The sequence below is a fragment of the Variovorax ginsengisoli genome, assembly GCF_030486595.1.
Classification (GTDB): Bacteria; Pseudomonadota; Gammaproteobacteria; order Burkholderiales; family Burkholderiaceae_C; genus Variovorax; species Variovorax ginsengisoli_B.
Genome location: NZ_JAUJZH010000019.1, coordinates 18,466 through 39,961 on the forward strand (window position 1 = coordinate 18,466; position 21,496 = coordinate 39,961).

Consider the following 21,496-nt stretch of genomic DNA (forward strand, 5'->3'; position numbering starts at 1 on the left):
CAAGCGGTATCGCTGAATCCCAGAACGTCCCGTTCTTGCGTGTACCCCTAGGTGTACCCCAGACTGATTTCTAACTTCAGTCTCTCCGGGGGTACACCATGGGACAGCTCACCGAACTCCAGATCAAAGCGGCGCAGCCGCGCGGCAACGAATATCTGCTTTCCGACGGCGAAGGGCTCTACCTTCGCGTCAGGCCGAACGGCAAGGTATGGATTTACCGGTACAAGCAGGCAGGCAAACAGGCAAAGCTCAGCTTGGGCGCATATCCGGTAGTGAGCCTAGCCTCCGCGCGAAAGAAGGCCCGTGAAGGGGCCGAGAAGCGAGCAGGCGGCATTGATCCTCGGAACGCCCGCCGAGACCAAGCTGAGCGCGATAGGGCGGCGAAACTCAATACCTTCGAGTTGATGGCGCGAGCCTGGCACGCACAGGCCCAGAAAGACCGTGAATGGTCTCTGAACTATGCCGAAAAGGTGATGCGGCATCTGGAGTTGCACATCTTCCCGTGGCTTGGCCCTCTGACCATGGAGGCTATCAAGCCAACCGAACTCGTACGCTGTCTGCACCGTATCAAGGAACGGGGAAACCTTGAGACCGCGCAACGCGTGCGAGAGGTCGTCCAGCACGCCTTCCAGTACGCGGTGGACGTCGGGGCATTGGAGCCAGCAAAGAACTTCGTAAATAGCCGGACCGGCGGCCTGCCGCCACCACGCGCGCGCCACTATCCAGCCATCACAGATCCAGTGAAATTGGGTCAACTGCTACGCGACATCCGCAGCTACAACGGCCACGTCATAACTCGCGCGGCGCTTCAGCTGTCCCCAATGCTGTTTCAGCGCCCAGGGCAATTGCGACTCGCGGACTGGGAGGACATCGATTTCGAGAAGGCCCTGTGGCGATGCCCTCCCGAAAAGATGAAGCTACGCGAATGGATGAAACGGGACATCCGGACGCCGGCCCACGTGGTCCCGTTGCCTACGCAAGCGATCGACATTCTCCGCGACATCTTCCCGCTTACAGGACCGGTCGGTCCCATCTTCAAAAGCATGGCGAAGCGCTCGGAGGCAAGCCGATATATGAGTGACAACACCCTAAACAGTGCTTTACGAACACTCGGGTACGACACGAGGGAGCAAATTACGGGGCACGGCTTCCGCGCTACGGCGCGAACCCTTATCCGAGAGCTACTGGGATGGGACCGTGATGTGATTGAGCGCCACCTTGCCCATGTATCAGACGAGGAACTAGGCGGTAGCTACGACCGCGCCACCTTTCTGGCCCAACGCCGTGAAATGATTCAGCTATGGGCCAATTTGCTCGACGATCTGGCAGAAGAAAAATCAGTAACCCCGTGGATTGAGCTGCGCGGCCTCACTCCAAAATCGAGGCATGAGCACCTCGGAGGGCTGGCTGAAACGCTCAGGCTTGCTGCGTAGGCACGCCATAGTTCTCTGGGTCATCGATCCACTGTTGCAAAGTGGCGCTAGACCACGCCGAGGCGCGACCGCCAAGATGGACGGGCGATGGAAATCGACCCTCGGCAACGCGGCGATAGATGGTGGACCTGCTGAGGGCCGTTATCCGCATGACATCGCGTAGCCGGTAGAACGCGGGGGGAGCCTTGGAAGTGCTGGGTTTGGGCAGCGACTGATGAAAGTGCATGTCGATCTCGATGTGGTCCAAGTACCCAAGAATGCGTCCCATAGCGTTCCAGGCAAACTCACGGCAGCAACCCCCAGCGCAGCCGGTACAAGCTAGCGGTTCCCTTGGGTCAGGCGTGTTCAAGTCCCCGTGTCGCCCCCTGAAAACCCATCGCACAATGCATCGAGTAGTGCAATCGCGCTCAAGAATCGATAGCCGCCTGCACCTGAATCTGTTTACACTGTTACAAAATGAACAGACAGGCATGCCCGGCGTAGGAAATGCCGATCCCATGGAGGCACTTTGGTCATCACACCTCGTCATGAGAGCATTGCTGGGCTGTTCGGTCCCACGAGAATCTTTAGGGTGCCGAAATACCAGCGCCACTATGCGTGGACCGCCGAAGAGATCGACGATCTCAAGGCAGATCTTGGCGGCAGCCTGAAGGCGCGAAAGGCATCACAGGAACGCCCACACTTTTTTGGCGGCCTGGTGACAGTGGCCAGACCGCATGCCGGAAGCGCGACCAAGCTTGAAGTTATAGATGGACAGCAGCGCCTCGCGACGTTTGTGATCTTGGTCGCGCAAGTCATAAACGTGATGTTGGAGCTTTCGACAAAGCTTGTCGCGGATGCAGATGGCTCCTTGCGCAAATTTCTCGAAGACCGTGCAGGCACGCTGCGCGCCCAGTTCTTGCGACTGGATGACACGGTTTCTCTCAAGGTTGAGGATGTCGCCCGCCTGGAGCTCTCAAAGCCGGACTACCTGTTCTTTGTGCAATTGATTCAAGGAAACAATCCCGACGACGCCGAGCGAACGTCTCACAAGCTCCTCAAGGCGGCCTACGTATCGCTTGGCAAGTACATCACCGACCTTGTTGCGCAGGAGTCAACTGATCATCAAAAGGTCACTCAACTTGCCAATATTGCGAAAGTCTTGGAGGTCGACTGGACGGTGATCCACATGGAAACAACCACGGTTCAACATGCATACAACCTTTTCCAAGTCCTTAACGATCGCGGTGTTGGACTCACTGAAGGCGAGCTATTGCGTGCGAAGACGATGGAGGTCTTGGATGCCGTCGCAACTCAAGAGCAGCTGGATCGAATCGAAAAGTGTTGGGACGACATACTAAGTGAGGCTCCAGGCCGAGTCGAAGAAGTCTTGCGCTGGATATTCGCGTCACACACTGGGAAAAGGCCAGGCAAGACGACGCTCTATGATGAATTTCTTCAGCATCTCATCCCTACCCATCCCGCTGTTCTTACGGCAAGTCAGGCTGCTGGCCTAGTAACCGCTGTCGAAGACCTCGGCAAGGACTTCAAGAAGATCGCCTTGATGCTGGACGGACAATGGCCACTGTCGGGTCATTCAACCGTCACTGCTTGGGACCGTGACCGATTGGGCTTGCTGCTCCGCGAGCTGAAACACACGAACTGCATCCCACTCTTGATCGCAGCCACTGCGCTGAAGCAGAAAACCTTCTCCGACATCGTGCAGATGTTGGAACGGTTCGTCTTTCGCTATAAAAGTGTTTCGAACGCTCATATCGGACCTGCTACCAACGTCTATAACAAGCAGGCAGTGGCAATCAGAGACGCGCCATCGACCTACAAAATCTCGACGCTGAAGGCGGACTTGCAACCGCTCTTGCTTGCCCACGCCAGCGACACCCGGTTCACGACCGCCCTTGGCGAACTGGAGTACTCAACGCTTGCAAGTAACAAAACGATCAAGTACTTCCTGATGACCATCGAGCACTATGCCCGGTGGTATCAGGACGGTGCGAAAGGGCCCCCGGTGTGCAAAGACAAGTCTCGCGTTCTCGACTTTGCCAATACAACTCTCGAACACATATACCCACAGAACAGTGCGCCGAGCGATCCTCACTTGAACGCGGTTGTACAGTCCCTCGGCAATCTCACCATCCTCGGTCCAACAGACAATGATGCGGTAGGCAACAAGCCGTTTCTGCAGAAGAAGGCGGTATTTGCCAAGTCAACGATCTCACTTAATGTTCGCATCTCGTCCCTGGCGATCTGGAACGTTGCGGCCGTCAACGCCTGGAAAGAAGAACTCAAGGCGATGGCTCTGAAAATATTTGTGGTCTGAACCGTCATGAAGTACGGCCATGACCAACGGATCCACGGTACCGGCCTCTCCAGCGTAGAAGCCGCGGGGCGTACATAGTCATGAGCCTCCAGAGCATCAAGCCAAAGATCTCCTATCGATCAGACGCGGGGAACGTCGTCGATGACTTCTATGTGCCGTGCATGACCAATGCGGTGCTGTACCGTCGTGCGGTTGGATACTTCACCAGCGGCTCGTTGAGCCTCGCCGCGCGCGGCGCCGCACGGTTGATCAAGTCAGGCGGGAAAATTCAGCTGATTACCTCGCCGCAGCTGTCTGCCGAGGACACCGAAGCCATCGAGAAGGGCTACGAAAGTCGAGGTCAGCGAATTCGCAAGCTCTTCGAAACTGAGCTTGAGCAACTCCAGGATGAACTCGAACGAGAGCGATTGAGTGCACTGGCCTGGCTGATTTCGATCAACGCGCTTGAGATCAAGCTAGCCCTGCGCGTCGACCCCCGCACCGGGAAGCTAGGCCGGGGCATCTATCACGAGAAAATTGGTGTCTTCGAAGACGCGTCTGGCGCGATGATCGCATTCACGGGATCACAGAACGAAACCACTGGTGGCTTGGTTTCAAACTTTGAATCGATCGACGTGTATTGGTCATGGGACGACCCACACGGCCGTACGAGGGCGAAGGCTGCTGACTTCGATGACTTGTGGGCCGGCGCACCTGGCAATCCGGCCCTCGTGGTGGAGGACTTCACCGAGATCGCGAAAGAGGTATTGGCGAAATTTCGCCGGGACCAGCCTCCAGAATTCGATCCTGACGAAGAGCAGGTACGTCGTACCAAGCGCGGACCGCGCAGCCCGCAAATTCCCGAGACCATCCGGTTGCAGGATCATCAGTTGCTCGGAATTCGCAACTGGGTAGCAGCAGGGGGCAGGGGTGTCCTGCAAATGGCCACCGGCGCAGGCAAAACAATCACCGCCCTCGCCGCGGCTGTGCGGCTTTATGAACAGATGGGGTTGCAAGCCCTCATCGTTGTCTGCCCATACAGACATCTTGTCCAACAGTGGTGCAGGGAGGCAGAGAGTTTTGGCATTGACCCTCTGCTGGCATTCGAGTCCATCAATCGATGGGCCGAGCGATTGACCGCACAGCTGAACGACGTGCATAGTGGAACGCGCAAATTCATGTGCGTGCTGACAACCAACAGTACCTTCTCTTCTGATTCCTTTCAAAGCCGGCTGCGGTACTTTCCTGCCACGACCTTCATTGTTGGTGATGAAGTGCATAACCTGGGTTCAGAGAACCTCGCTTCGGCTCTTCCCGAAAAAATTACTTTGAGACTGGGGCTTTCGGCCACGCCCGAACGGTGGTTCGATCTCGAGGGAACTGCTCGAATATTCAACTATTTTGGTCCGGTCATAGAGCCGAAGTTCACGCTCAAGATGGCGCTGCAAAAAGGCGTGCTGGTGCCTTACAGGTACGTTCCAATTCTCATTGAGCTGGACGACGACGAGCGCGAGCGGTATCTGGAGATCAGCGCCAAGATCGCGAAACTGTGGAATGCCGACGCGGAGTCAACTTCGTTGAAGTTCCAACTGCTTGAGCGAGGAAGACTGGTTGCATCTGCCCGCAACAAATTGGTGGCACTGACGCAGTTGTTCTCGTCAGCCCTCCAAGGGCAAGGCCACTTTCTCGTTTACTGCGGCGACGGAACGGTGGAAACCGAAACTGACTTGGGAGTTGCGCGGCAACTTGACGAAGCGATGCGCTTGCTGGGAAGCGATTTGGGGATGTGCGTGTCGAAGTACACGGCCGATGAGAATCTCGACCAACGCGAAGTTCTGCGCAAGGCAATCGATGATGGGACCCTGCAGGGCCTTGTCGCAATCCGTTGCCTCGATGAAGGCGTCGATATTCCCTCCATTCAGACGGCAATTATCTTGGCCAGCAGCAGCAATCCCCGGCAGTTCATCCAACGGCGGGGGCGCGTTCTTCGACGCGCCCCAGGCAAAGACGCTGCAGTCGTTTATGACATGGTCGTCGTCCCGCCCGAAGAGGGCGTCGTCGGCGAATCGGAGCGTAGCCTGCTTCGCAAAGAGCTAGTCCGATTCGTGGAGTTTGCAGATCTCGCGATCAATTCCGGTGAGGCACGCGCGACAATCTTGCCTCTCCAAAAGAAGTTCAACCTGATGGATCTCTAAAGAGGAAAGTATGGAAGAAGAAAAAGCAATCGATCCGATGGAGCCACTGCGGCGTGACCCTGCGGAGGTGCGAGGAATAATTACCAGAGTTTTGAAGCTTGAGGCCGAGCGCCTCTATCTGGAACGTCCGCATATCAATGACGACATTCTCAGAATTATCAAGGAGGTGGTGAATGATTCTCCTAGAACTTCAGCTTAACAACTTTCGCCAGTTCTACGGACAAACGCCACCAGTCAAGTTTGCGACTGGCCAGGGTAATGTCACAGTCCTGTATGGGTCGAACGGAGCCGGTAAAACCGCTGTGCTCAACTCGTTCACATGGGCAATGTACGACTCAGTCAGCAAGGGCTTTCTCTTCGAAGACCAGATCATCAATAAGAGAGCAATTCGCGAGTCTGCGCCTGGTGCGACGATAGACGCGTGGGTGCAGATCAAGTTCGAACACTTGGGACGCCAGTACTTGTTGAAAAAGTTGGTGCAAGCGGTAAAGGGGGATGACGGGGACTTGGTATCCAAAGGCCCACCCCTTACCACCCTTATGTGGGCTGCAGAGGATGGTAAGTGGAAAGTGGAAACCAACACTGCAGATGTGATCGGAAGAGTACTTCCAAGAGACTTACACACATACTTCTTTTTTGACGGCGAACGTATCGAGCGGATCGTGCAACCCTCGGGAGAAGAACAGAACGACATCGCCAATGCGACGAAGAAGTTGCTCGGATTGGAGGTGATTGAGCGTGCGGTGCGGCATCTCGGTGCTGCGAGGAAGACGCTTGAAAAGGAGCTTGAGCAAGTGGGTGACGCCGCGACAAAGGAGATTCTCCAGCGCAAGGCCGGCATCGAAGAACAGTTGGCGAGGGTAGAGGCGCGCTCAGATCAGGCCACCAAGAACCTCGTTGGGCAACGTGAGCGACAGAAGGAACTCAAACAGCGCTTATCAAAGCTTGATGAGGTCAAGGTCGACCAACAGCGGCGCGAGCAGCTCGAGACAGACTTGGAGCGCGCAACGGACACCATGACCGCCGCAAAAAGCCAGCTGAGCGCTCTTCTGAATGCAGATGCCTACAAGGCGTTTCTGTCCGGGCCAAGTCAGAATTTCTTAGATCTGATTGAGAGTCTGCGCGCGAAGGGCGAACTACCCGCCGGGATCAAAAGGCAGTTCGTTGATGATCTGCTTGGCAAGTACACATGCATTTGTGAGCGTTCGCTAGACATGAATGAGTCGCGCAGTGCACGTGAAGCTGTGGAACGCTGGAAAGACAAAGCGGGTCTGGCGCAAGTTGAGGAAAAGGCGATCCGTATGGGGGGAGAGGTTAGACAGCTGCGAACGCAACAAGAAAACTTCTGGGATCAAAGTGATGCGCAGCAGCGAAGGATTGCGGCTGATCGCGAAGAGATCAGTCGCATTCAGACAGAGCTGGAAGACATTGGACAAAGGCTGCGGCTAAGCCCGCAGGAGGGCGTCAAGGATCTCGAAGCTCAGTTTGAGGCCACCGTAGAAGCTATTGAGCAGGCGAATCAGGAAATCGGCAGCGCGAAGAACGACCGCCGTCGCCACGAAGAAGACCTCCGTCTTATCTTGCTTGAACTGCGTAAGAGTGAGCAAAGCGAGGGTAAGCAGCAGTTGGCGCAAAGGCGCCTGCAGGCGACCTTGGACGCGATCTCGCGCCTTCAGGAATCGAGAGGCCTCTTCGAGAGCACGTTCAGGCGCACCTTGACAGAGAAGGTACGAAGCCTGTTCGCAAAGATTTCGTATACACCCTATGTCCCCGAGGTCACCGAGACCTACGCCCTTCGACTACTGGAATCCGCCGGCGGAACCGCGCTACCGGTCGCTGCCTCTCAAGGCGAGAATCAAATCCTGAGCCTCGCGTTCATCGGAGCCGTCATTGACGTCGCGAGAGATTTCACCCGTAACAAGGAGAAGTTGCCCGGACCTGAAGCGAGTACCTATCCAATTGTGATGGACTCTCCGTTTGGGAGCTTGGGATCCGCTTATCGCACCCAAGTTGCAGACAAGATCACAGCACTTGCAGATCAGGTAATCCTGATGGTCACGCCAACCCAGTGGAACGGAGAAGTTGCCAACGCTTTGGCGAGTCGAGCTGGCAAGGCATACGTAATTGAATACTGTACGACGAAGAGCGATATCCCATCAGAACTGATCGATATACGCGGTCATTCTTACCCGTTGGTCGTGAAGAGCGCCAACGAATTTGAGTATTCGATCATCCGGGAGATCAGCAATGGTTGAACGACGCATCCGCTTTGCAAAAGACAAGCAGGAGCTCATCCGGAAATTTCTTTCCGTGGACGACGGGACTGGGCCGTTCAAATTGCAGGCCGACGTAATTGCCTTCTCGGCAGCTCTGGGAGCTGCGAGAGGACGGCGGGAGCCGCTTCCGGATTCGCTTGCGGAGCCGATCCGACAGGATGTCTTTGATCGCCAGGGCTATGACACATTGATCAACCTGCTAGCTGTTCAAGCGGAGCAGTCAGCGGCGATTCTGGAAGACTCCGATGAGATGATTGCCAAGCGCTCACTGGTGTTTGAAGAGTTTGCCAATGGCGGACTTTCAATCCTTGCGGAAGAAACCAAGGGGCAGGTCGACTTCAGTCAGGCCATCCTGCTCATGGTGAGCGACACAAGAAAACGAGATAGCGTTGACACGCCAACATTCGACCTCTCGAAGCTAAAAATCTGACCACTGCACGCGCGTCAGTTCGCGATGGCTTCCAGCGATTTCGCGAGCTCGACAAGCAAGTCGTCCTCCCGCCTACTAACGAGGTATGAAAGCCCCCGGTGCACATGCTGGATGAACGTCTGCCGAACAACCTCTTCGCTCACCTTTTTGCCCTCGGACAAGATTCGAACGGCCAAGAGGTTCAGGTAAAGCGCGTCTTGGCCGCCGGTTAGGGTGCGCCAATCTATTTCGATGCCTCCGCCAAAGGAGAAGGACTCGAGCGGCGGCACAGACGGGTTGGCCAGCGAGATGCATAACGCGTGTCGGCATAACGCGTTGTTGTGTTCGATTCCCGTCCGTCGCTTCAAAGTCGCCAACTGATTCTTTGCGGACGCATTTAGTCTGATTCGATCCATTACGCGAAGCTCTCGGCCGTGGTCTTGTTGATGGTGGTGGACCCGACACCATCGTCGTAATCCAGCGAATACTCAGAATTGGTGTATGGCTTCAAGGTGTCGTAAGCAATGCCGTCAACCTCCTGGTCAGTCGACAGCACGACGACCTGATGCGACACGGTCGCAAAAAAACGCTTGATCAAGGATGAACGATGCTCTTGGTCGAGCCTCGCAAGCGGCGTATCGACCACGACGGGAAATCTTCCGCCCTTTCTTTCCTTGATGAGCGCGCTGAGGACCGAGATAGCAAGGAGTTGTCGTTCTCCAGCCGAAAGCCTGTCCATCGAAAGCTCCTGGCCTTTCCCATCCTCTATGGATACCTGATAGGACACTGGATCGACCAAGACCTTTGAAACAAGATTGCGCTTCCGAAGAAGATTGCGAAACTCGTTCGTGATCATCTCCGACAGCCACTGGGCCTTGGAGGCAAGCAACTTATCCTTAAAAAGAAGCAGCGCCTTTCGGGCGCGTATGGAGGCGTCGAGTCCCTTCGCTTCCAAGGAACGATCGCGAAACTCGGTCGTGAGGCGCTCCTGTGCTCCACCCAGTCGCGCTCGCACATGGATGAGATTTGTCTGTAGTTCCTCAATGCGCGTGGTGATCGCGGCCAGCTGGGCTTCTGCAGCAGTAGCTTCCTTGGTTCGCTCCTGCAAGGATTTGAGGATAGTCGCAATCTGTTCCTCAGCCGGAATCTGCCCGATCTGCTGCTCCGCCCGGTCAAGGTCTTCCCGCGTTGCAGCCAATCGATCAAGTGCTTGCCGGAGTCGCTTCTTTCCATCTTCCATCTGGCGTTCTGCCTCTTTGGGCGGAGCGTCCTGGAGTGTCGGTTGGTTGCTTGGCCGTTTTGAAGAGAATTGCTGTAGGTCCTCCGCTAGTGCTTGGCGGAAGGCATCCGTCGCATTTTTCGGAAGCTTCTGGGCCATTGCGGCAACGAGGCGCTGATCCCGTTTCTTAAATTCTTGGGCCAATAACTTGGAGTGGCGCGAATGTTGATCGGCTTCCCAGCTCTCGATATAGCGTTGCCAAAGGCTCGGCAACCACACCATGGGAAGGACAGGGTCCGAAAGTACTTCGGCCAGGGCGCTTCGAGCGGCTTCTGATTCCTTCTGGCTCACAACTACTGTGTGTCGAATGCTGGCAGCTTGCTCATAGGCGGCAAGCCCTCGCCGCTGCGCTTCGGCTGTGTACTTGCTCAGGGCACGCTGAGCCTGTTCGACTACGTTCTTCGCGGACGCCTGCGCCTGGATTGAGTTTCCAAGCTCGTTCGCGAGCGATTGCTCTTGATCTTCCCAAGAGGCAACGTTTGCTCTGGCAGATTCGAACTCGGCAGACGAGTCCTTGTTCTTCAGCATGGAGCGACGCTCCAGTGCTTTCAGATCACCCCCGAGGGCTTCAATGCCGCCGATACCCAGGAACACCTCAGTCGCCCGTCTTAGCAGATCAGGGAGTCGTTCTGGATTGGCGAGAGCCTCAATTTTTTCCCCGTCGAAGAGAAAAAGCTGGACCAGCTCGGCCGGAAGAATTGATCCGATAAATTCATCCCAGGTGTCGGAGAAAATCAGATCCTTGCTGCCGTCCTCAAAGATGCTCAAGCTCTCGATGAGGTCAGATCCCTTTCGACGCCACTCCCGGCGAACGGTCAAGGTGCGCGGCGCGCCGCCGATCTCCACCAAAACCAAAACCTCTACGGAACTGGTCCCAACGGCGTCCTTGCGTTGCATCCCAAGCATCAGCTGCTCGTACTCGGTGCGCTTCATCCCGCTGATTGCTTTATGGCCATACAGCCCGACCTGAAGCGCTGTAAGCAAGGTTGTCTTGCCACTACCGTTGAGTGCCTTCACCAGAATGACTGGACGACGGCCGGTGACACGGAGATCGAGGGTCTGCCGCTCCTTGAAAGGACCGAGATTCTCGACCGAAATGCTTAAGATTGTTAGCTTTGCCATCGTCTACGCAACCAGTCCGTTTGTGTCTGCATCGTTGGCACCGCCAGCTTCACCCTTCTGACTCGCCAACGCGAATTGGAGTGCTTCGCCCTCATTGCGAAAGGCATAGTGGTGCAGCACCTCTTCAAGGCGATCAAGATGCTTTGACCGTTTGTGGGATTCGATCGTCTGGAACTGTGTGGCAAGAAGAGATCGCGTCAGTTTGTAGAGCTCTGACGATGCATCCGGATCCACTTCCGATGCGACATCTTCCAGAAGCTTCAGGTCGTGCGCGTCTAGTGGCGATTGCTCAAGGTCCTTGCCGGGATAGGGGATGCCGAAGACACCTGCGTAGATGCTGGGGACGAAGTCTTCAATCTCCCCTTTTTCCTCTACCCACAGTCGTCTGATTTCCTCAAGCTCCTCAATTAAGATCAGCTCGATGAGATTTGACCCCTGTGCTTCGTCCGCTTTCTGGACAAGTTTCTGCGTTTCCAGCAGTTGCGTCAGAAGCAACTTGCGATGGTCTTGTGTATAAGGTCCGTGTACAAGCTCGCCGTGAAAAACAGTGAGCCTGCCATTCATCCTGCGGAAGTCGCGCAACGATCGATCCTCGATGGCGAGATGCTTGTTCCGGAAATCCAGGATGGGCTGCATCCATTGCTTTTGCTCGTCGTTCTGAATCATGGCCTGCATTGACTTGTCTTGCGTGACCATCGTGCAAACATAGCATCCGAAACGGCTGTCACCGCAGCTTGGAGTCGACGTGTCAACGACGATTGGGCACTCCGCATCTGGTGTGGCACCGCGATAAATGGCGAAGAGTTCCTGATTGTCGATACCCCAAGGATTCGGCTGCGTGATCAGATATTCCCAAACGTCATCGCTGGTCCAACTTTCGATAGGAGGATAGACCCACACCCGGGAGAGCCTCGGGTCCTTGTTTTTGCTTAGGCGAGCACGTGTGCTGCTTTTGTACTGGTCCATCACTTTGTCGCGCGCTTGGCTCTCGCCCCGCCGCTGCCCCAGAACCAAGATGGCCTCGCCATTGTTTTCGGACAACTCCTGGATGAATGTCGTCGATGCGCTGATCTTGAGTCGGTCCGTGCACCAGCGAAACTTGGGTCGCGGCGCTGGATAGCCCTTGCCGATCAGGTTGACCCAAAAGCGGTTTTCGAGGGATGGAGTGAGCTTGTGGGCAGTGATGTTCAGGCCTTGCTGCTGCGCGGAGATGTTGATCCGCTGCAACGACAAGTGCACCCAGGCTGCAATCACTGGATTCTCGACCAAAGTGTCAGTGCTGATCACGTGGATCGGCTTAACGCGCTTCTCCTGCGGCAGCGAGGCGACAGCAGACCACACCAACTGCAATGACGCAGTCGAATCCTTACCGCCGCTGTAGCCAATGATCCAGGGGATCGAGTCCGATAAATACAGTTCGCGTATCTCCGCGACGATCTCTTCAAAAGGAGTACTCATTTACTTACGTCCAGTGTTTCGACGCGGACGTCGCGAGGAGGCCCATGCCTCCTCCGCCGCGCTCTCTTCAGGTGTCAACTTGAGGCCAAGCACTCGCTTGATCTCATTGCATGTCAATGTGATGTTCTGGCCGGACTTGGCCATCGCCCCGCCGACCATCGCCCGGCCTTCCCAAGTGGTTGCATTTTTCCGGGACCAGTCGACTTCGCGCAATCGTTTGAGGCGCTTCGCCCGTTCAGTCGCCGACAACTGGTAGAGAGCGCGTCCGGCACGTCCCAATGCCTGCAGCACGATGGCGTGCGAGTGAATGAAATCGCGACGAAGGTCACCCGAGGTCATCTTCGATTGACGCACATACGTCCACTCCGGAATCTGTTCTCCGACCGCTTCCCAGAACTCAAGACACTTCTTGCTGGCAGACTCGAAGTCGTCGAGTTCCTTATCCGAAAGCAGTTCAGATGTTGCGAAGTTCAAAGCGCTTAGCGTGAAGAGCTTGCGAGCGCGAGGCGCAAGAGACGAGCTTTCCATCTCGATGAGATTCTTAAAGACGGGCGAAGCCAGGCTAAGGTGCCGCACCAGACTCGCAGCTGTACTCCGGTGGTCATAGAGCACGCCTAGCGAGGCCGATGGCTTGACGGCATAACGGTTGAGGTCCGCGAACATCTGCTGGCAGCGTTTCAGTCCGCGGTCCAGAAAAAACACGACAGCAATCGTTTCTTCGCCAAGCTCCGGAGCCGTTTCCAGCGCGTGAACAATCGCAGCGCGACGATGCTGACCATCGTTCACGATAAATTTTGCGTCCATCGACACGGTCAACGCACCCATGCGAAACGACGCGGGGCCTTTGTTGGCTACCGGATCGAATTGGATGGATCCGTCAATGGAAACGGTAATGGCCGAAAACGTATAGCTATCCTTGTTTTCTACGATGTAACGCGCGATGTCTGGCACGCGGGCCTTGTTGAGCGTCCGCTGCGCGCGCAACTCCGGAACAAGTTCTTCCTCGCCGAAAGAGAAGAGGCGCGGGAGCAACCGCAGAGGGCACATCGACACGTAGTACTCGCGTCCGGCCTGCACCCCCCGTATCGCGGGGAAAACATATGAGAAATTTTCTGCCATGTTTGTCGATTTTAGCAGGTTTGTTTGTGTATTTATGAACAAACGTACCGCGTCGCCGATTGTCATGCAGCTCGTTGTCGCGACGTTTGGGCCAGTCAATTACGTCGTGCGCTGAGTCACCAAGAAAGCGATCGTTTTTCATAGCCCGCCAAGCTTGAGCTCCGTCGAGCCGGCGATGCTTGATGCCATGTGCAAAGGACTGGAGCATTGAGCGCGATCGGTCATCTTCGCTTGACTGTATTGAACGTCCCTCCAGGGGACTGGCGACGCCAATCCCCGCCGCGCAAGCTTGGCGCCCCTCGATGCCGCCGAACAGGCGGCGCCTGATCGGCCAGCGCACATTGCCGAAGCGCGCTCCGCGCTTGTTCACCTCCAGCTAGGCGTGCCCACGACACGCGGTGGCGCTCGCCGCGCGGCCGTGGGTCCGTCGCTTCCCTGGCCGTTGGCCGGGAATCCGTCTTTCCCTTCCCTCATCGCTGATCCCGCGACCGTAGCCACCGAGGCCTGGCCGTCAAGGCGCGCAGGGCCGTGTCCTCGCCTTCGGCTGCGGGCCGCCCCAACCCTGCGCTTGTTTCCTTGACGGCCAGTCCCCGCCGGCCCGGTTTTTCGCGGGCGATGAACTCAGGAAAGACGGCGGCAACAGCGACCAGCCCAGGTCACTGCGCCGAACCCACCGAAGCCAACACCGGGCTCCGAATCTTGGAATCCGGCTGGGGTGGGAAACCACAGGAGAGCCGCGCATGCAGACACCGACATCTTGAACCCCCTTCCGCTTTTTTTTCTTCATTTTCAAGGTCCCGACACGGGACAGGAGTTTTCAACTATGAACACCGCTACCCTTCACGAAACCACTGCCGTCGCCGCTGCTGTCGCAGCCGTCACGGCTGCGCAGGAACTGCTGCTGATTCCGCTGTCCAAGCTGCGGCCTTCCAGCCGCAACGTGCGCAAGAGCGGCGGCACGTCGATTCCCGAACTGGCCGCGAGCATCGCCCGTGTGGGCTTGCTGCAAAACCTCAATGTGGTGCTGGCCGCTGATGGCGAGCACTACGAGGTTGTGGCCGGTCGCCGTCGCCTCGCCGCGCTCAAGCTGCTGGTCAAGCGGCGCAAGCTCGCCAAGGACTTCGAGGTGGCCTGCCTGCTGGGGTCTGAGGCGGCGGCGCGCACGGTAAGCCTGACCGAGAACGTGCAGCGCGAGGCCATGCACCCGGCCGACCAGTTCGAGGCTTTCGCCGATCTGGTGGCCGAGGGACGGCCCATCGAGGACATTGCAGCCGACTTCGGCGTGACCCCGTTGGTTGTGCAGCGGCGGTTGAAGCTCGCCAACGTCTCGCCGCGCCTGCTGGCCGACTACCGGATTGATGCAGTGACGCTGGAGCAGCTGATGGCGCTTGCCATCACCGACGACCATGCGGCACAGGAAGCGGCGTTCTATGCGTCCCCGCAGTGGCAGCGCAGTCCGGAGGCGCTGCGCGATCACCTCACGCACGAGGAAATCGATGCGAACCGCGATGCGCTGGCGAAGTTCGTAGGGGTTCCGGTCTACGAGCAGGCTGGCGGCGCTGTGCGGCGTGACTTGTTCGCGGATGAACAGAACGGCATCTTTCTCACGGACGCGGCCCTGCTTGAGTCGTTGGCGAAAGACCGGCTCGCGCCGATGGCCGAGCAGGTACAGGCAGAGGGCTGGGGTTGGGTGGACGTGGCCCCGCGTGCCACCTACGCCGACCTGCACCAGTTCCAGCGCATGCGCAGCAAGCGGCGCGAGCCGAGCAAGGCCGAGACCAAGCGCATCGCCAAGCTCGAAGCGCTGCAACGTAAGCTGCAAGACCGCCTCGACGACGAGAACGAGGACATGACGGACGAGCAGGCGCAGGCTGCGCAGGACGAGATGGACGGTCTGGGCAACGAACTCGAAGCCATCGAACGCACGCTGGTGGTCTATCCGCCACGCACGATGGCGGCGGCGGGGGCTGTGGTGTCGCTCGACCACATGGGCGGTGTGATCGTGCATCGTGGGCTGCTGCGCGAAGAGCAGGCCAAGACGCTGCGGCAGCAGGAGCGTGATGGGCACAGTCCGGATGACGAAACCAAAGGGGGCGGCGAACAGCAGGAAGCCAAACTAACCATTTCTGAGAGGCTGGTCAAGCGTCTGAGTGCCCATCGAACCGCCGCCCTTCAGGCGGAAGTTGCTCGGCACCCGCAGGTGGCCTTGGTCGCCGTGGTGCATCGGCTTGCATTGCGCGTCATTCATGACGCGCACTACGGTTCGCCCATCAACATCACCGCCAATCCGCAAGACAGGCTGGAGCAGTACGCCCCAGACGTGGCCGAGGCACCGGCTGCTGTGGGGATGCGGCAGGTGCGAGAGGCTTGGGCTGAACGCCTGCCCCACGACCCGAATGCGCTGTTCGCTGAGTTGCTGGCAATGCCACAACAGGAACAGCTGTCGTTGCTGGCGGTGTGCGTGGGCTTTACGGTAACGGCCATCGCCTCGCGTGAGGACGAGGCCCCGGCTGCTGCGCTGGCGCAGGCCGTGGGGCTGGACATGCACGCGTGGTGGACACCGACCGCAGCGGGCTACTTCGATCACGTTTCCAAGGCCAAGGCACTGGAAGGGGTGCACACCTTCGCGTGCGGTGAGGTGAACCGGCTCGGCAAACTCAAGAAGGCGCAGATCGCCAGCGAGGCCGAGCGGCTGGCGGCGGGTACAGGCTGGCTGCCCGCGATGTTCCGCGCCCAGGAGGCAGTGGCAGTTGACGTTGCAGGCGCTGAACCGCTTGCTGAGGGGCAGGCTGATGCCGAAGCCCAAGAGGACGCGCACGCAACGGTGTGATCCTCATGAATCCCCGGCCGCGAGGCCGGGGATCGAGAAATCGGCGCGACGCGCGCGGCAGGTTTGCCGCGCGCGTTTTAACTTCCGGAACGCACAAGCCCAACGCTCCCTGCGTGCCACCCTACGCCAGCGCTCGCTGCGGTGGGTTGGGGATGCCTGCTGGTCACAGGAGCATCGAACAGCACCGATCGCCTGCAATCCAGCGCGCTGATCGAGCCTTCGACAACCCCACCCGGATACCCCATGAACCACCAAGGCGTCAGCGAGATATTCTTTGAAGAGTCATACACCGTGCCGGCCGACCAGACTGCGAAGTCGCTTTTCTCGCGGCTTCCGCACGGAAGCGGGTATGCAGAGCGACTGATCGAATGTCTTGCCACCGGGTACCTGGTTGCGGTGGTCGAATCCATTTGCATTCGTGAGATGCAGCAGCACGTCGATGTCGCAATTGAAGTGGTGGTCGGCCGTTCGATCCGTATCGAGCATCGAGGACCAATTCCGCCAGGGTCGCCGCTGCGACTGCGCGGATGGCTTGAACGGCTGGGGGACCGGAGCGCGACATTCCGCGTTCAGGCCCACGATGCGCACGAGGTCGTCTGCGAAGCCACTGTCACGCTGGTGGCTGTCCAGCGGGCACAGATGGAGTCGCGCATCGCGACAAAGGTTTTGGCACTCCAATGCCCTGGAACCTAGAAATGCGCGCCCCGCCAGTGGTGGAGCGCGGACACGACGCAACTTGCTGCGCTCGAATGTCGTGCGAGCCGTCCTGAAGGAAGCGGGCTAACAGTCCGCCAGACGACGGTGGCTCACAGAGAGCGTTCCGATGCGCAGCTCCTTCCGCGCCACAAATGCCGGATCTACTGGCAGCGCGGATGCGGTGGGATCGTTCCTCCTTTTCGTTGCGCGGCTGACATGGACTGGGATCGCTTCGGGGGTCGTGCCGGAAACACTGTTGCGGCGGAGACGGTGCTGGGGCCATGCGTCCTTTCGCGACAGGATCACACCCACAGCGGCCTTGTATTTGTCGTGAATCCTGGCGAGGGCACGGAGGCGCTGCACTTTGTTTCGCGCCGCCTCGGGCTTGTTCGCCGCAACCGTCCGGCCCGACAAATTTCCCCGACCTGCGGTCTTCCTCGCGAGGCAAATTTCTCGGGCCTCCCGATCCTTCACTGCGTTGCGGCCCCTCCGCTTCGCTATGGGATGCGGCGCGCCCGGACCCTCGCCCATCGGATCACGCCAAGGCCGCGATGGGCGCGACCTGGTCAACTTCAAAAGGACTTCATCATGGCCAACATCGGCACCTTCACCGCACAGAACGACAGCTACACCGGCACGGTTCGCACCCTGACGCTCAACGTCAAGGTCAAGATCGTTCCCAACGACAAGGAGAGCGAGAACGCTCCTGACTACCGCATCGTCGCCGGCAACTTCGAGATCGGCGCGGCGTGGAAGAAGCTCAGCCGGGCCGAACGCCCCTACCTCTCGGTGACCCTCGATGATCCGTCGTTCCCGGCAACGATCTACGCCCGCCTGGTCGAAGGCGAGGACGGTGCGCACAACCTGATCTGGTCGCGCAGCAAGGGCGACTGAGCGTCGCCCTCGGCGCCCCGCTTTAGCGGGGCGCTGTTCCCTGCAAGGCCGCTACTTCAACAAGTCAGGCAGACAGTCGGCGAACGCGGGCTGGATCTTGCTCATCGGCTTGGCGACGGCTTCATCCCACGTCAGCACCGCCAGGGTCATGGCGGTCATCGTGAGCAGGCCATTGGAATTTCGCAGGATCTGCAGGGCCAAGTGTACCGGGAAGCCCTCGGACTGTCGGCGCAGCGGGTGGATGCCGCCATGCACGAAAGAGTTCATGGCGTGCCAGGACACGTCCTTGAAGTGCGCCAGCATCTGGTGCGCGGCCGCGGGCACGTTGGGTCCGACGCGCTTGCCGATCTGCTCGATCATCTCGCTGGCCGAGGGGAGATTCTTCGCGGCCTGCTCGCTCTGCAGGGTCAGCGGTGCGCTGAGCTTCTCGATGGCCAGATCGCTGGCTGCATATTGCAGCCACATGGCGCGGGTCAAGGCCTCGAACTGAAGCCGCATCAGGCCGACTGCCGACGTGGCCAATCCCATCGCCATCAAGGCGCGCAGGCTGAGCCCATGCTCGAGCGCCACGGAGCACATGCCGAAGGCAGCCTCGCCACGAGGTGAGGGATCGAAATCGGCGCCGTCGAGCAGGTGCAGCAGGGCTTCGTGCAGCTCGTCGGAACGACGGAGCATGATTTCCAGGGGATCGTCCGAGGTTCCTTGTTGAGCAGCTTCCATGCAGACATCGTATTCGCTCGGTGCTGCTGTTGAGCGACAGCAGATCTGCGCAGGCAGGCACCTGCCTAGCGGCTTTGCGGATGTTCCCAAATGAGTAAACCCGTATCTGCGTCTACTCGCCGATCCGCTTTCCTGGTTTTGCGGTTCCACGGGTCAACGGCGATTCGTGAAGGCGGCTTTGCGCTTCAGAGGGTTTGTTGAATGCCGGATCGCTGGCTCTACGACTCTCCACATATCCGTCATCCAGCCCAAGCGTTCTTGTGCGTCTCCGGCGATGCCGGCCGCGCTGTCGTGCTGCGCATCGAGCCGCCGGTGGCGTCTCGCCCCTTCGGGCTTTCATCGCTGACGCCTTCGCGCCTGTCGGCGCTGCGCACTGCGTTTGCAGGAGCAGGGGCGAGGGGAGGGCTGGCTTGCTGTTCCCTGCACCGTATCACGCCGTTCTCACCGTCAAGGTCTGCGCGTGCTGTGCACGCTGGCGGCCTTGCGGCCGTCTGTCGAACCCTGACGGCTGCGCTGCGCCGTGCTGCTTCCGGTCTCGGGCAATCCCGCCCTGAATCCTTCCAAGGAGAAGACCATGACTAAGCTCATTACCGATGAACAACGCGCGCTGCTGCTGGCCAACGGCCGGCAGTCCCTCGAACAGGAAAACTTCGATCCCGCCCCGGTGGTCAAGCTGTTTACCCCGGACGCCGGGGCGACCTGGCTGCTGACCGAGATCGACCCGGACGACCACGACCATGCGTTCGGGCTTTGCGACCTCGGACTGGGGTTTCCCGAACTGGGGTGGGTGAGTCTTGCAGAGGTCACCACCGTGCGCGGCCGGTTGGGCCTGCCCGTTGAACGGGACCTGCATTTCGAGGCACAGAAACGCTTGAGCGCGTATGCGCGAGAGGCGCGTGTCGCCGGGCGCATCGTGGTCTAGCCGCGGTTCATTGGCCGCCGGCGACGGTCGGCGGCCAATCTCGTCCTAACCCTCTTTCTTGGGCAGACGTGCTTCGGTCTCCAGCATCAATTCGCCAGCGCTGCGTTCGAGCGCTCGCGCGATCTTCAGGATCATCGCCAAGGTCGGCATGTGCTCGCCGCGCTCGATCTTGCCCATGTGCGAACGCTCGATGCCGGCCCGGTGCGCCAGGGTTTCCTGGGCAACGCCATCCTCGGTACGCATGGCGCGCACCGCATCACCAAAGGCCCGTGCCGGGCCTGCCTCGAATGTCGTCGCGCCGGTCGGCCGCCCGCGCTGTATTCCCTGCTTCTGCATACACAGAAGCGTTACGTTTTAAAGCAATTAAAACCACGTTATCTTTAACTCATAAAATAGCTTGCCAGCAGCGTTTTCGGTTTGGCGTGCTGAAAAAGACGAATTCCTACCGGCCGGTAGGAAGCGTCTGGGCGTCGCTTCTGGGACTTGCTTTATGCCACCTGCGAATTAGTATTTAACGGCCTCACGCGAGAACCATGACTTTCCTGACCGAAGAACAGCGAATCCGGCTGCTGGCCAATGGCGCAGCGCGGGCGCATGGCGAAACCGTCGACCCGCTGCCCGTGGTCAAGCTCTACACCCTGGACGCCGGTGCGGCGTGGCTGCTCACTGAGCTTGACGCCGAGGGGGACAAGGCGTTCGGCCTGTGCGACGCCGGCACGGGCAGCCCAGAGTTGGGGCAAGTCAGCCTCTCGGCCCTCGAAGGCGTCCGCGGCCCGCGCGGCATGCGCATCGTGGCCGATCCGCACTTCAAGCCGCGTCAGCCGCTTTCGGGCTACCTGGCAGACGCCCAGCGAGACGGATCAATCAACGACTGACGCGATCGCCGGCCGGGTCGCCGTTTGCGCGATCCAGCGTCGCCTCGAAAGCGACCTCGCGCCTCATTCCCTGTGGCAGCGTTCCTCTTCCAAAGGAGGACTCTGTGACCAACCCTAATCTCGAAGATCTGCCCGGCGCGCCATGGGGCATCTCTGCCGCCTACCTCTACGTGCTCGACCTCGACAACCCAGCCCTCGCCTGGGAATACTTGCGCCGCAATCCAGGCTACCGCACGGATTGGACATGCCGCGAGCGCGTAGTGTCTTTCGCACGCTGGGGGTTGCGACAGCGCCGAAGATCCGGACATGGATGGTCGCAACGCACAGCCACTCTGGCTGTCGTCCTCTGACGGCTTGCTGCATGTGCGTGCTGCGCACGCCAACAATGCAGTAGCTCGCCGATTCGACCTGTGGCGCATCCCCGGCCGCAAGCGCCTAGCGCTTGATGGCCCCGACTTGGCGCTGACTGCCGACCTCAACGCCCAGCGCATGCGCTTGTCGCTGTCAGGGGCCCTCGCAGACGGCGCGGTGTACACGGGTGCTGCGCCGCTGACGCCGCGCCTGCGCGGCCAGCTCGATGCCTTCCATGCGCAGGCACAGGCCCTGGAAGGTCATGCACCCCGGGTCGATCCTGCGCGGGCGGTCACCCGCGCCGCGCTGCTGCATCTGCGCGCTCTGCAGGCGCTCGATGCCGCGCAGGCGGGCGCATCGCACCGGGACATCGCCCAAGCCTTGTTCGGCCTCGAAGCCGTCGTCCTGCGCTGGCACGAGGATGGCGAACTGCGCGCGCAGGTGCGCCACCTGCTGCGGCGTGCGCAGGGATACGTGACCGGCGGCTATTTAGCTCTCGCCGGCGTGCCGCACACCACAGCAGACCACCCCGGAGACGAGCCGGTGCGCTGAATCTCTCCCTGCCTTGATCGGGCCTGATTCCCGAGACTGCCTCCATCGGGCCGCGAATGGTTTGCGGCC

The 21,496-nt window shown here is 59.1% G+C and carries 20 protein-coding genes; 13 read left to right on the forward strand and 7 right to left on the reverse strand.

Annotated elements, in window-relative coordinates; genetic code table 11:
* The first annotated feature begins 98 nt into the window (after positions 1–98).
* Positions 99–1,433, forward strand: a complete 1,335-nt coding sequence (locus QZH52_RS23665; RefSeq protein WP_286539797.1) for a tyrosine-type recombinase/integrase — start codon at positions 99–101, stop codon at positions 1,431–1,433.
* Here the strand turns inward: QZH52_RS23665 and QZH52_RS38675 are convergent.
* Positions 1,417–1,962, reverse strand: coding sequence for a helix-turn-helix transcriptional regulator (locus tag QZH52_RS38675; RefSeq protein WP_366919316.1), 546 nt, complete (start codon positions 1,960–1,962; stop codon positions 1,417–1,419). The genes QZH52_RS23665 and QZH52_RS38675 overlap by 17 nt on opposite strands.
* Between QZH52_RS38675 and QZH52_RS23675 the strand changes: the two genes are divergently transcribed.
* The 5 genes from QZH52_RS23675 (at position 1,942) to QZH52_RS23695 (ending at position 8,630) form a co-directional block, all read left to right on the forward strand.
* A complete protein-coding gene (locus tag QZH52_RS23675) occupies positions 1,942–3,750 on the forward strand; it encodes a DUF262 domain-containing protein (RefSeq protein WP_286539796.1) in 1,809 nt (602 codons plus the stop codon). The genes QZH52_RS38675 and QZH52_RS23675 overlap by 21 nt on opposite strands.
* Positions 3,751–3,830: 80 nt before the next feature.
* Positions 3,831–5,924 (forward strand): DEAD/DEAH box helicase family protein, encoded by a 2,094-nt coding sequence (locus QZH52_RS23680; protein WP_301812985.1) that lies wholly within the window; start codon positions 3,831–3,833, stop codon positions 5,922–5,924.
* A 10-nt stretch (positions 5,925–5,934) separates the two neighbouring features.
* Positions 5,935–6,123 (forward strand): hypothetical protein, encoded by a 189-nt coding sequence (locus QZH52_RS23685; protein WP_076196791.1) that lies wholly within the window; start codon positions 5,935–5,937, stop codon positions 6,121–6,123.
* Positions 6,098–8,179 (forward strand): AAA family ATPase, encoded by a 2,082-nt coding sequence (locus tag QZH52_RS23690; protein ID WP_076196789.1) that lies wholly within the window; start codon positions 6,098–6,100, stop codon positions 8,177–8,179. Before QZH52_RS23685 ends, QZH52_RS23690 begins: the two co-directional genes overlap by 26 nt.
* Positions 8,172–8,630, forward strand: coding sequence for a DNA phosphorothioation-associated protein 4 (locus QZH52_RS23695; protein WP_286539792.1), 459 nt, complete (start codon positions 8,172–8,174; stop codon positions 8,628–8,630). The genes QZH52_RS23690 and QZH52_RS23695 overlap by 8 nt, the downstream gene beginning before the upstream one ends.
* 14 nt (positions 8,631–8,644) lie before the next feature.
* Here the strand turns inward: QZH52_RS23695 and dndE are convergent, their stop codons facing one another.
* From dndE to dndB, 4 genes are read right to left on the reverse strand one after another with little or no spacing between them, the layout of a single operon-like run.
* Positions 8,645–9,025 carry a DNA sulfur modification protein DndE gene (gene dndE / locus QZH52_RS23700; protein ID WP_076196785.1) on the reverse strand — a complete coding sequence of 127 codons (381 nt, stop codon included), beginning with the start codon at positions 9,023–9,025 and terminating at the stop codon, positions 8,645–8,647.
* On the reverse strand, positions 9,025–11,010 hold the full coding sequence (gene dndD, locus QZH52_RS23705) for a DNA sulfur modification protein DndD (RefSeq protein ID WP_301812986.1): 1,986 nt from the start codon (positions 11,008–11,010) through the stop codon (positions 9,025–9,027). Before dndD ends, dndE begins: the two co-directional genes overlap by 1 nt.
* A gap of 3 nt (positions 11,011–11,013) precedes the next feature.
* On the reverse strand, positions 11,014–12,468 hold the full coding sequence (dndC, locus tag QZH52_RS23710; protein WP_286539789.1) for a DNA phosphorothioation system sulfurtransferase DndC: 1,455 nt from the start codon (positions 12,466–12,468) through the stop codon (positions 11,014–11,016).
* Positions 12,469–13,653, reverse strand: coding sequence for a DNA sulfur modification protein DndB (dndB, locus tag QZH52_RS23715; RefSeq protein WP_286539788.1), 1,185 nt, complete (start codon positions 13,651–13,653; stop codon positions 12,469–12,471).
* Between the two features lie 757 nt (positions 13,654–14,410).
* Between dndB and QZH52_RS23720 the strand changes: the two genes are divergently transcribed.
* From QZH52_RS23720 to QZH52_RS23730, 3 genes are all read left to right on the forward strand, one after another.
* Positions 14,411–16,417 (forward strand): ParB/RepB/Spo0J family partition protein, encoded by a 2,007-nt coding sequence (locus tag QZH52_RS23720; protein ID WP_286541427.1) that lies wholly within the window; start codon positions 14,411–14,413, stop codon positions 16,415–16,417.
* 243 nt (positions 16,418–16,660) lie between these two features.
* On the forward strand, positions 16,661–17,110 hold the full coding sequence (locus QZH52_RS23725; RefSeq protein WP_286539787.1) for a thioesterase family protein: 450 nt from the start codon (positions 16,661–16,663) through the stop codon (positions 17,108–17,110).
* A 591-nt stretch (positions 17,111–17,701) separates the two neighbouring features.
* On the forward strand, positions 17,702–18,007 hold the full coding sequence (locus QZH52_RS23730; protein ID WP_076196773.1) for a DUF736 domain-containing protein: 306 nt from the start codon (positions 17,702–17,704) through the stop codon (positions 18,005–18,007).
* Positions 18,008–18,058: 51 nt separating this feature from the next.
* Here the strand turns inward: QZH52_RS23730 and QZH52_RS23735 are convergent, their stop codons facing one another.
* Complete coding sequence (locus tag QZH52_RS23735; protein WP_286657981.1) at positions 18,059–18,877, reverse strand: DUF6988 family protein; 819 nt, start codon at positions 18,875–18,877, stop codon at positions 18,059–18,061.
* Between the two features lie 424 nt (positions 18,878–19,301).
* Between QZH52_RS23735 and QZH52_RS23740 the strand changes: the two genes are divergently transcribed.
* The gene (locus QZH52_RS23740; RefSeq protein WP_076196769.1) at positions 19,302–19,649 is read left to right on the forward strand and encodes a DUF2958 domain-containing protein; all 348 of its coding nucleotides are present in this window, start codon (positions 19,302–19,304) and stop codon (positions 19,647–19,649) included.
* Positions 19,650–19,694: 45 nt separating this feature from the next.
* Here the strand turns inward: QZH52_RS23740 and QZH52_RS23745 are convergent, their stop codons facing one another.
* A complete protein-coding gene (locus QZH52_RS23745; protein WP_076196767.1) occupies positions 19,695–19,985 on the reverse strand; it encodes a helix-turn-helix domain-containing protein in 291 nt (96 codons plus the stop codon).
* 197 nt (positions 19,986–20,182) lie between these two features.
* Between QZH52_RS23745 and QZH52_RS23750 the strand changes: the two genes are divergently transcribed.
* From QZH52_RS23750 to QZH52_RS23755, 3 genes are all read left to right on the forward strand, one after another.
* Positions 20,183–20,524 carry a DUF2958 domain-containing protein gene (locus tag QZH52_RS23750; RefSeq protein ID WP_076196765.1) on the forward strand — a complete coding sequence of 114 codons (342 nt, stop codon included), beginning with the start codon at positions 20,183–20,185 and terminating at the stop codon, positions 20,522–20,524.
* Positions 20,525–20,628: 104 nt separating this feature from the next.
* Positions 20,629–20,874, forward strand: a complete 246-nt coding sequence (locus QZH52_RS38680; RefSeq protein ID WP_338053085.1) for a transcriptional regulator domain-containing protein — start codon at positions 20,629–20,631, stop codon at positions 20,872–20,874.
* A complete protein-coding gene (locus QZH52_RS23755; protein WP_286539782.1) occupies positions 20,831–21,427 on the forward strand; it encodes a DNA -binding domain-containing protein in 597 nt (198 codons plus the stop codon). The genes QZH52_RS38680 and QZH52_RS23755 overlap by 44 nt, the downstream gene beginning before the upstream one ends.
* Positions 21,428–21,496: the final 69 nt, after the last annotated feature.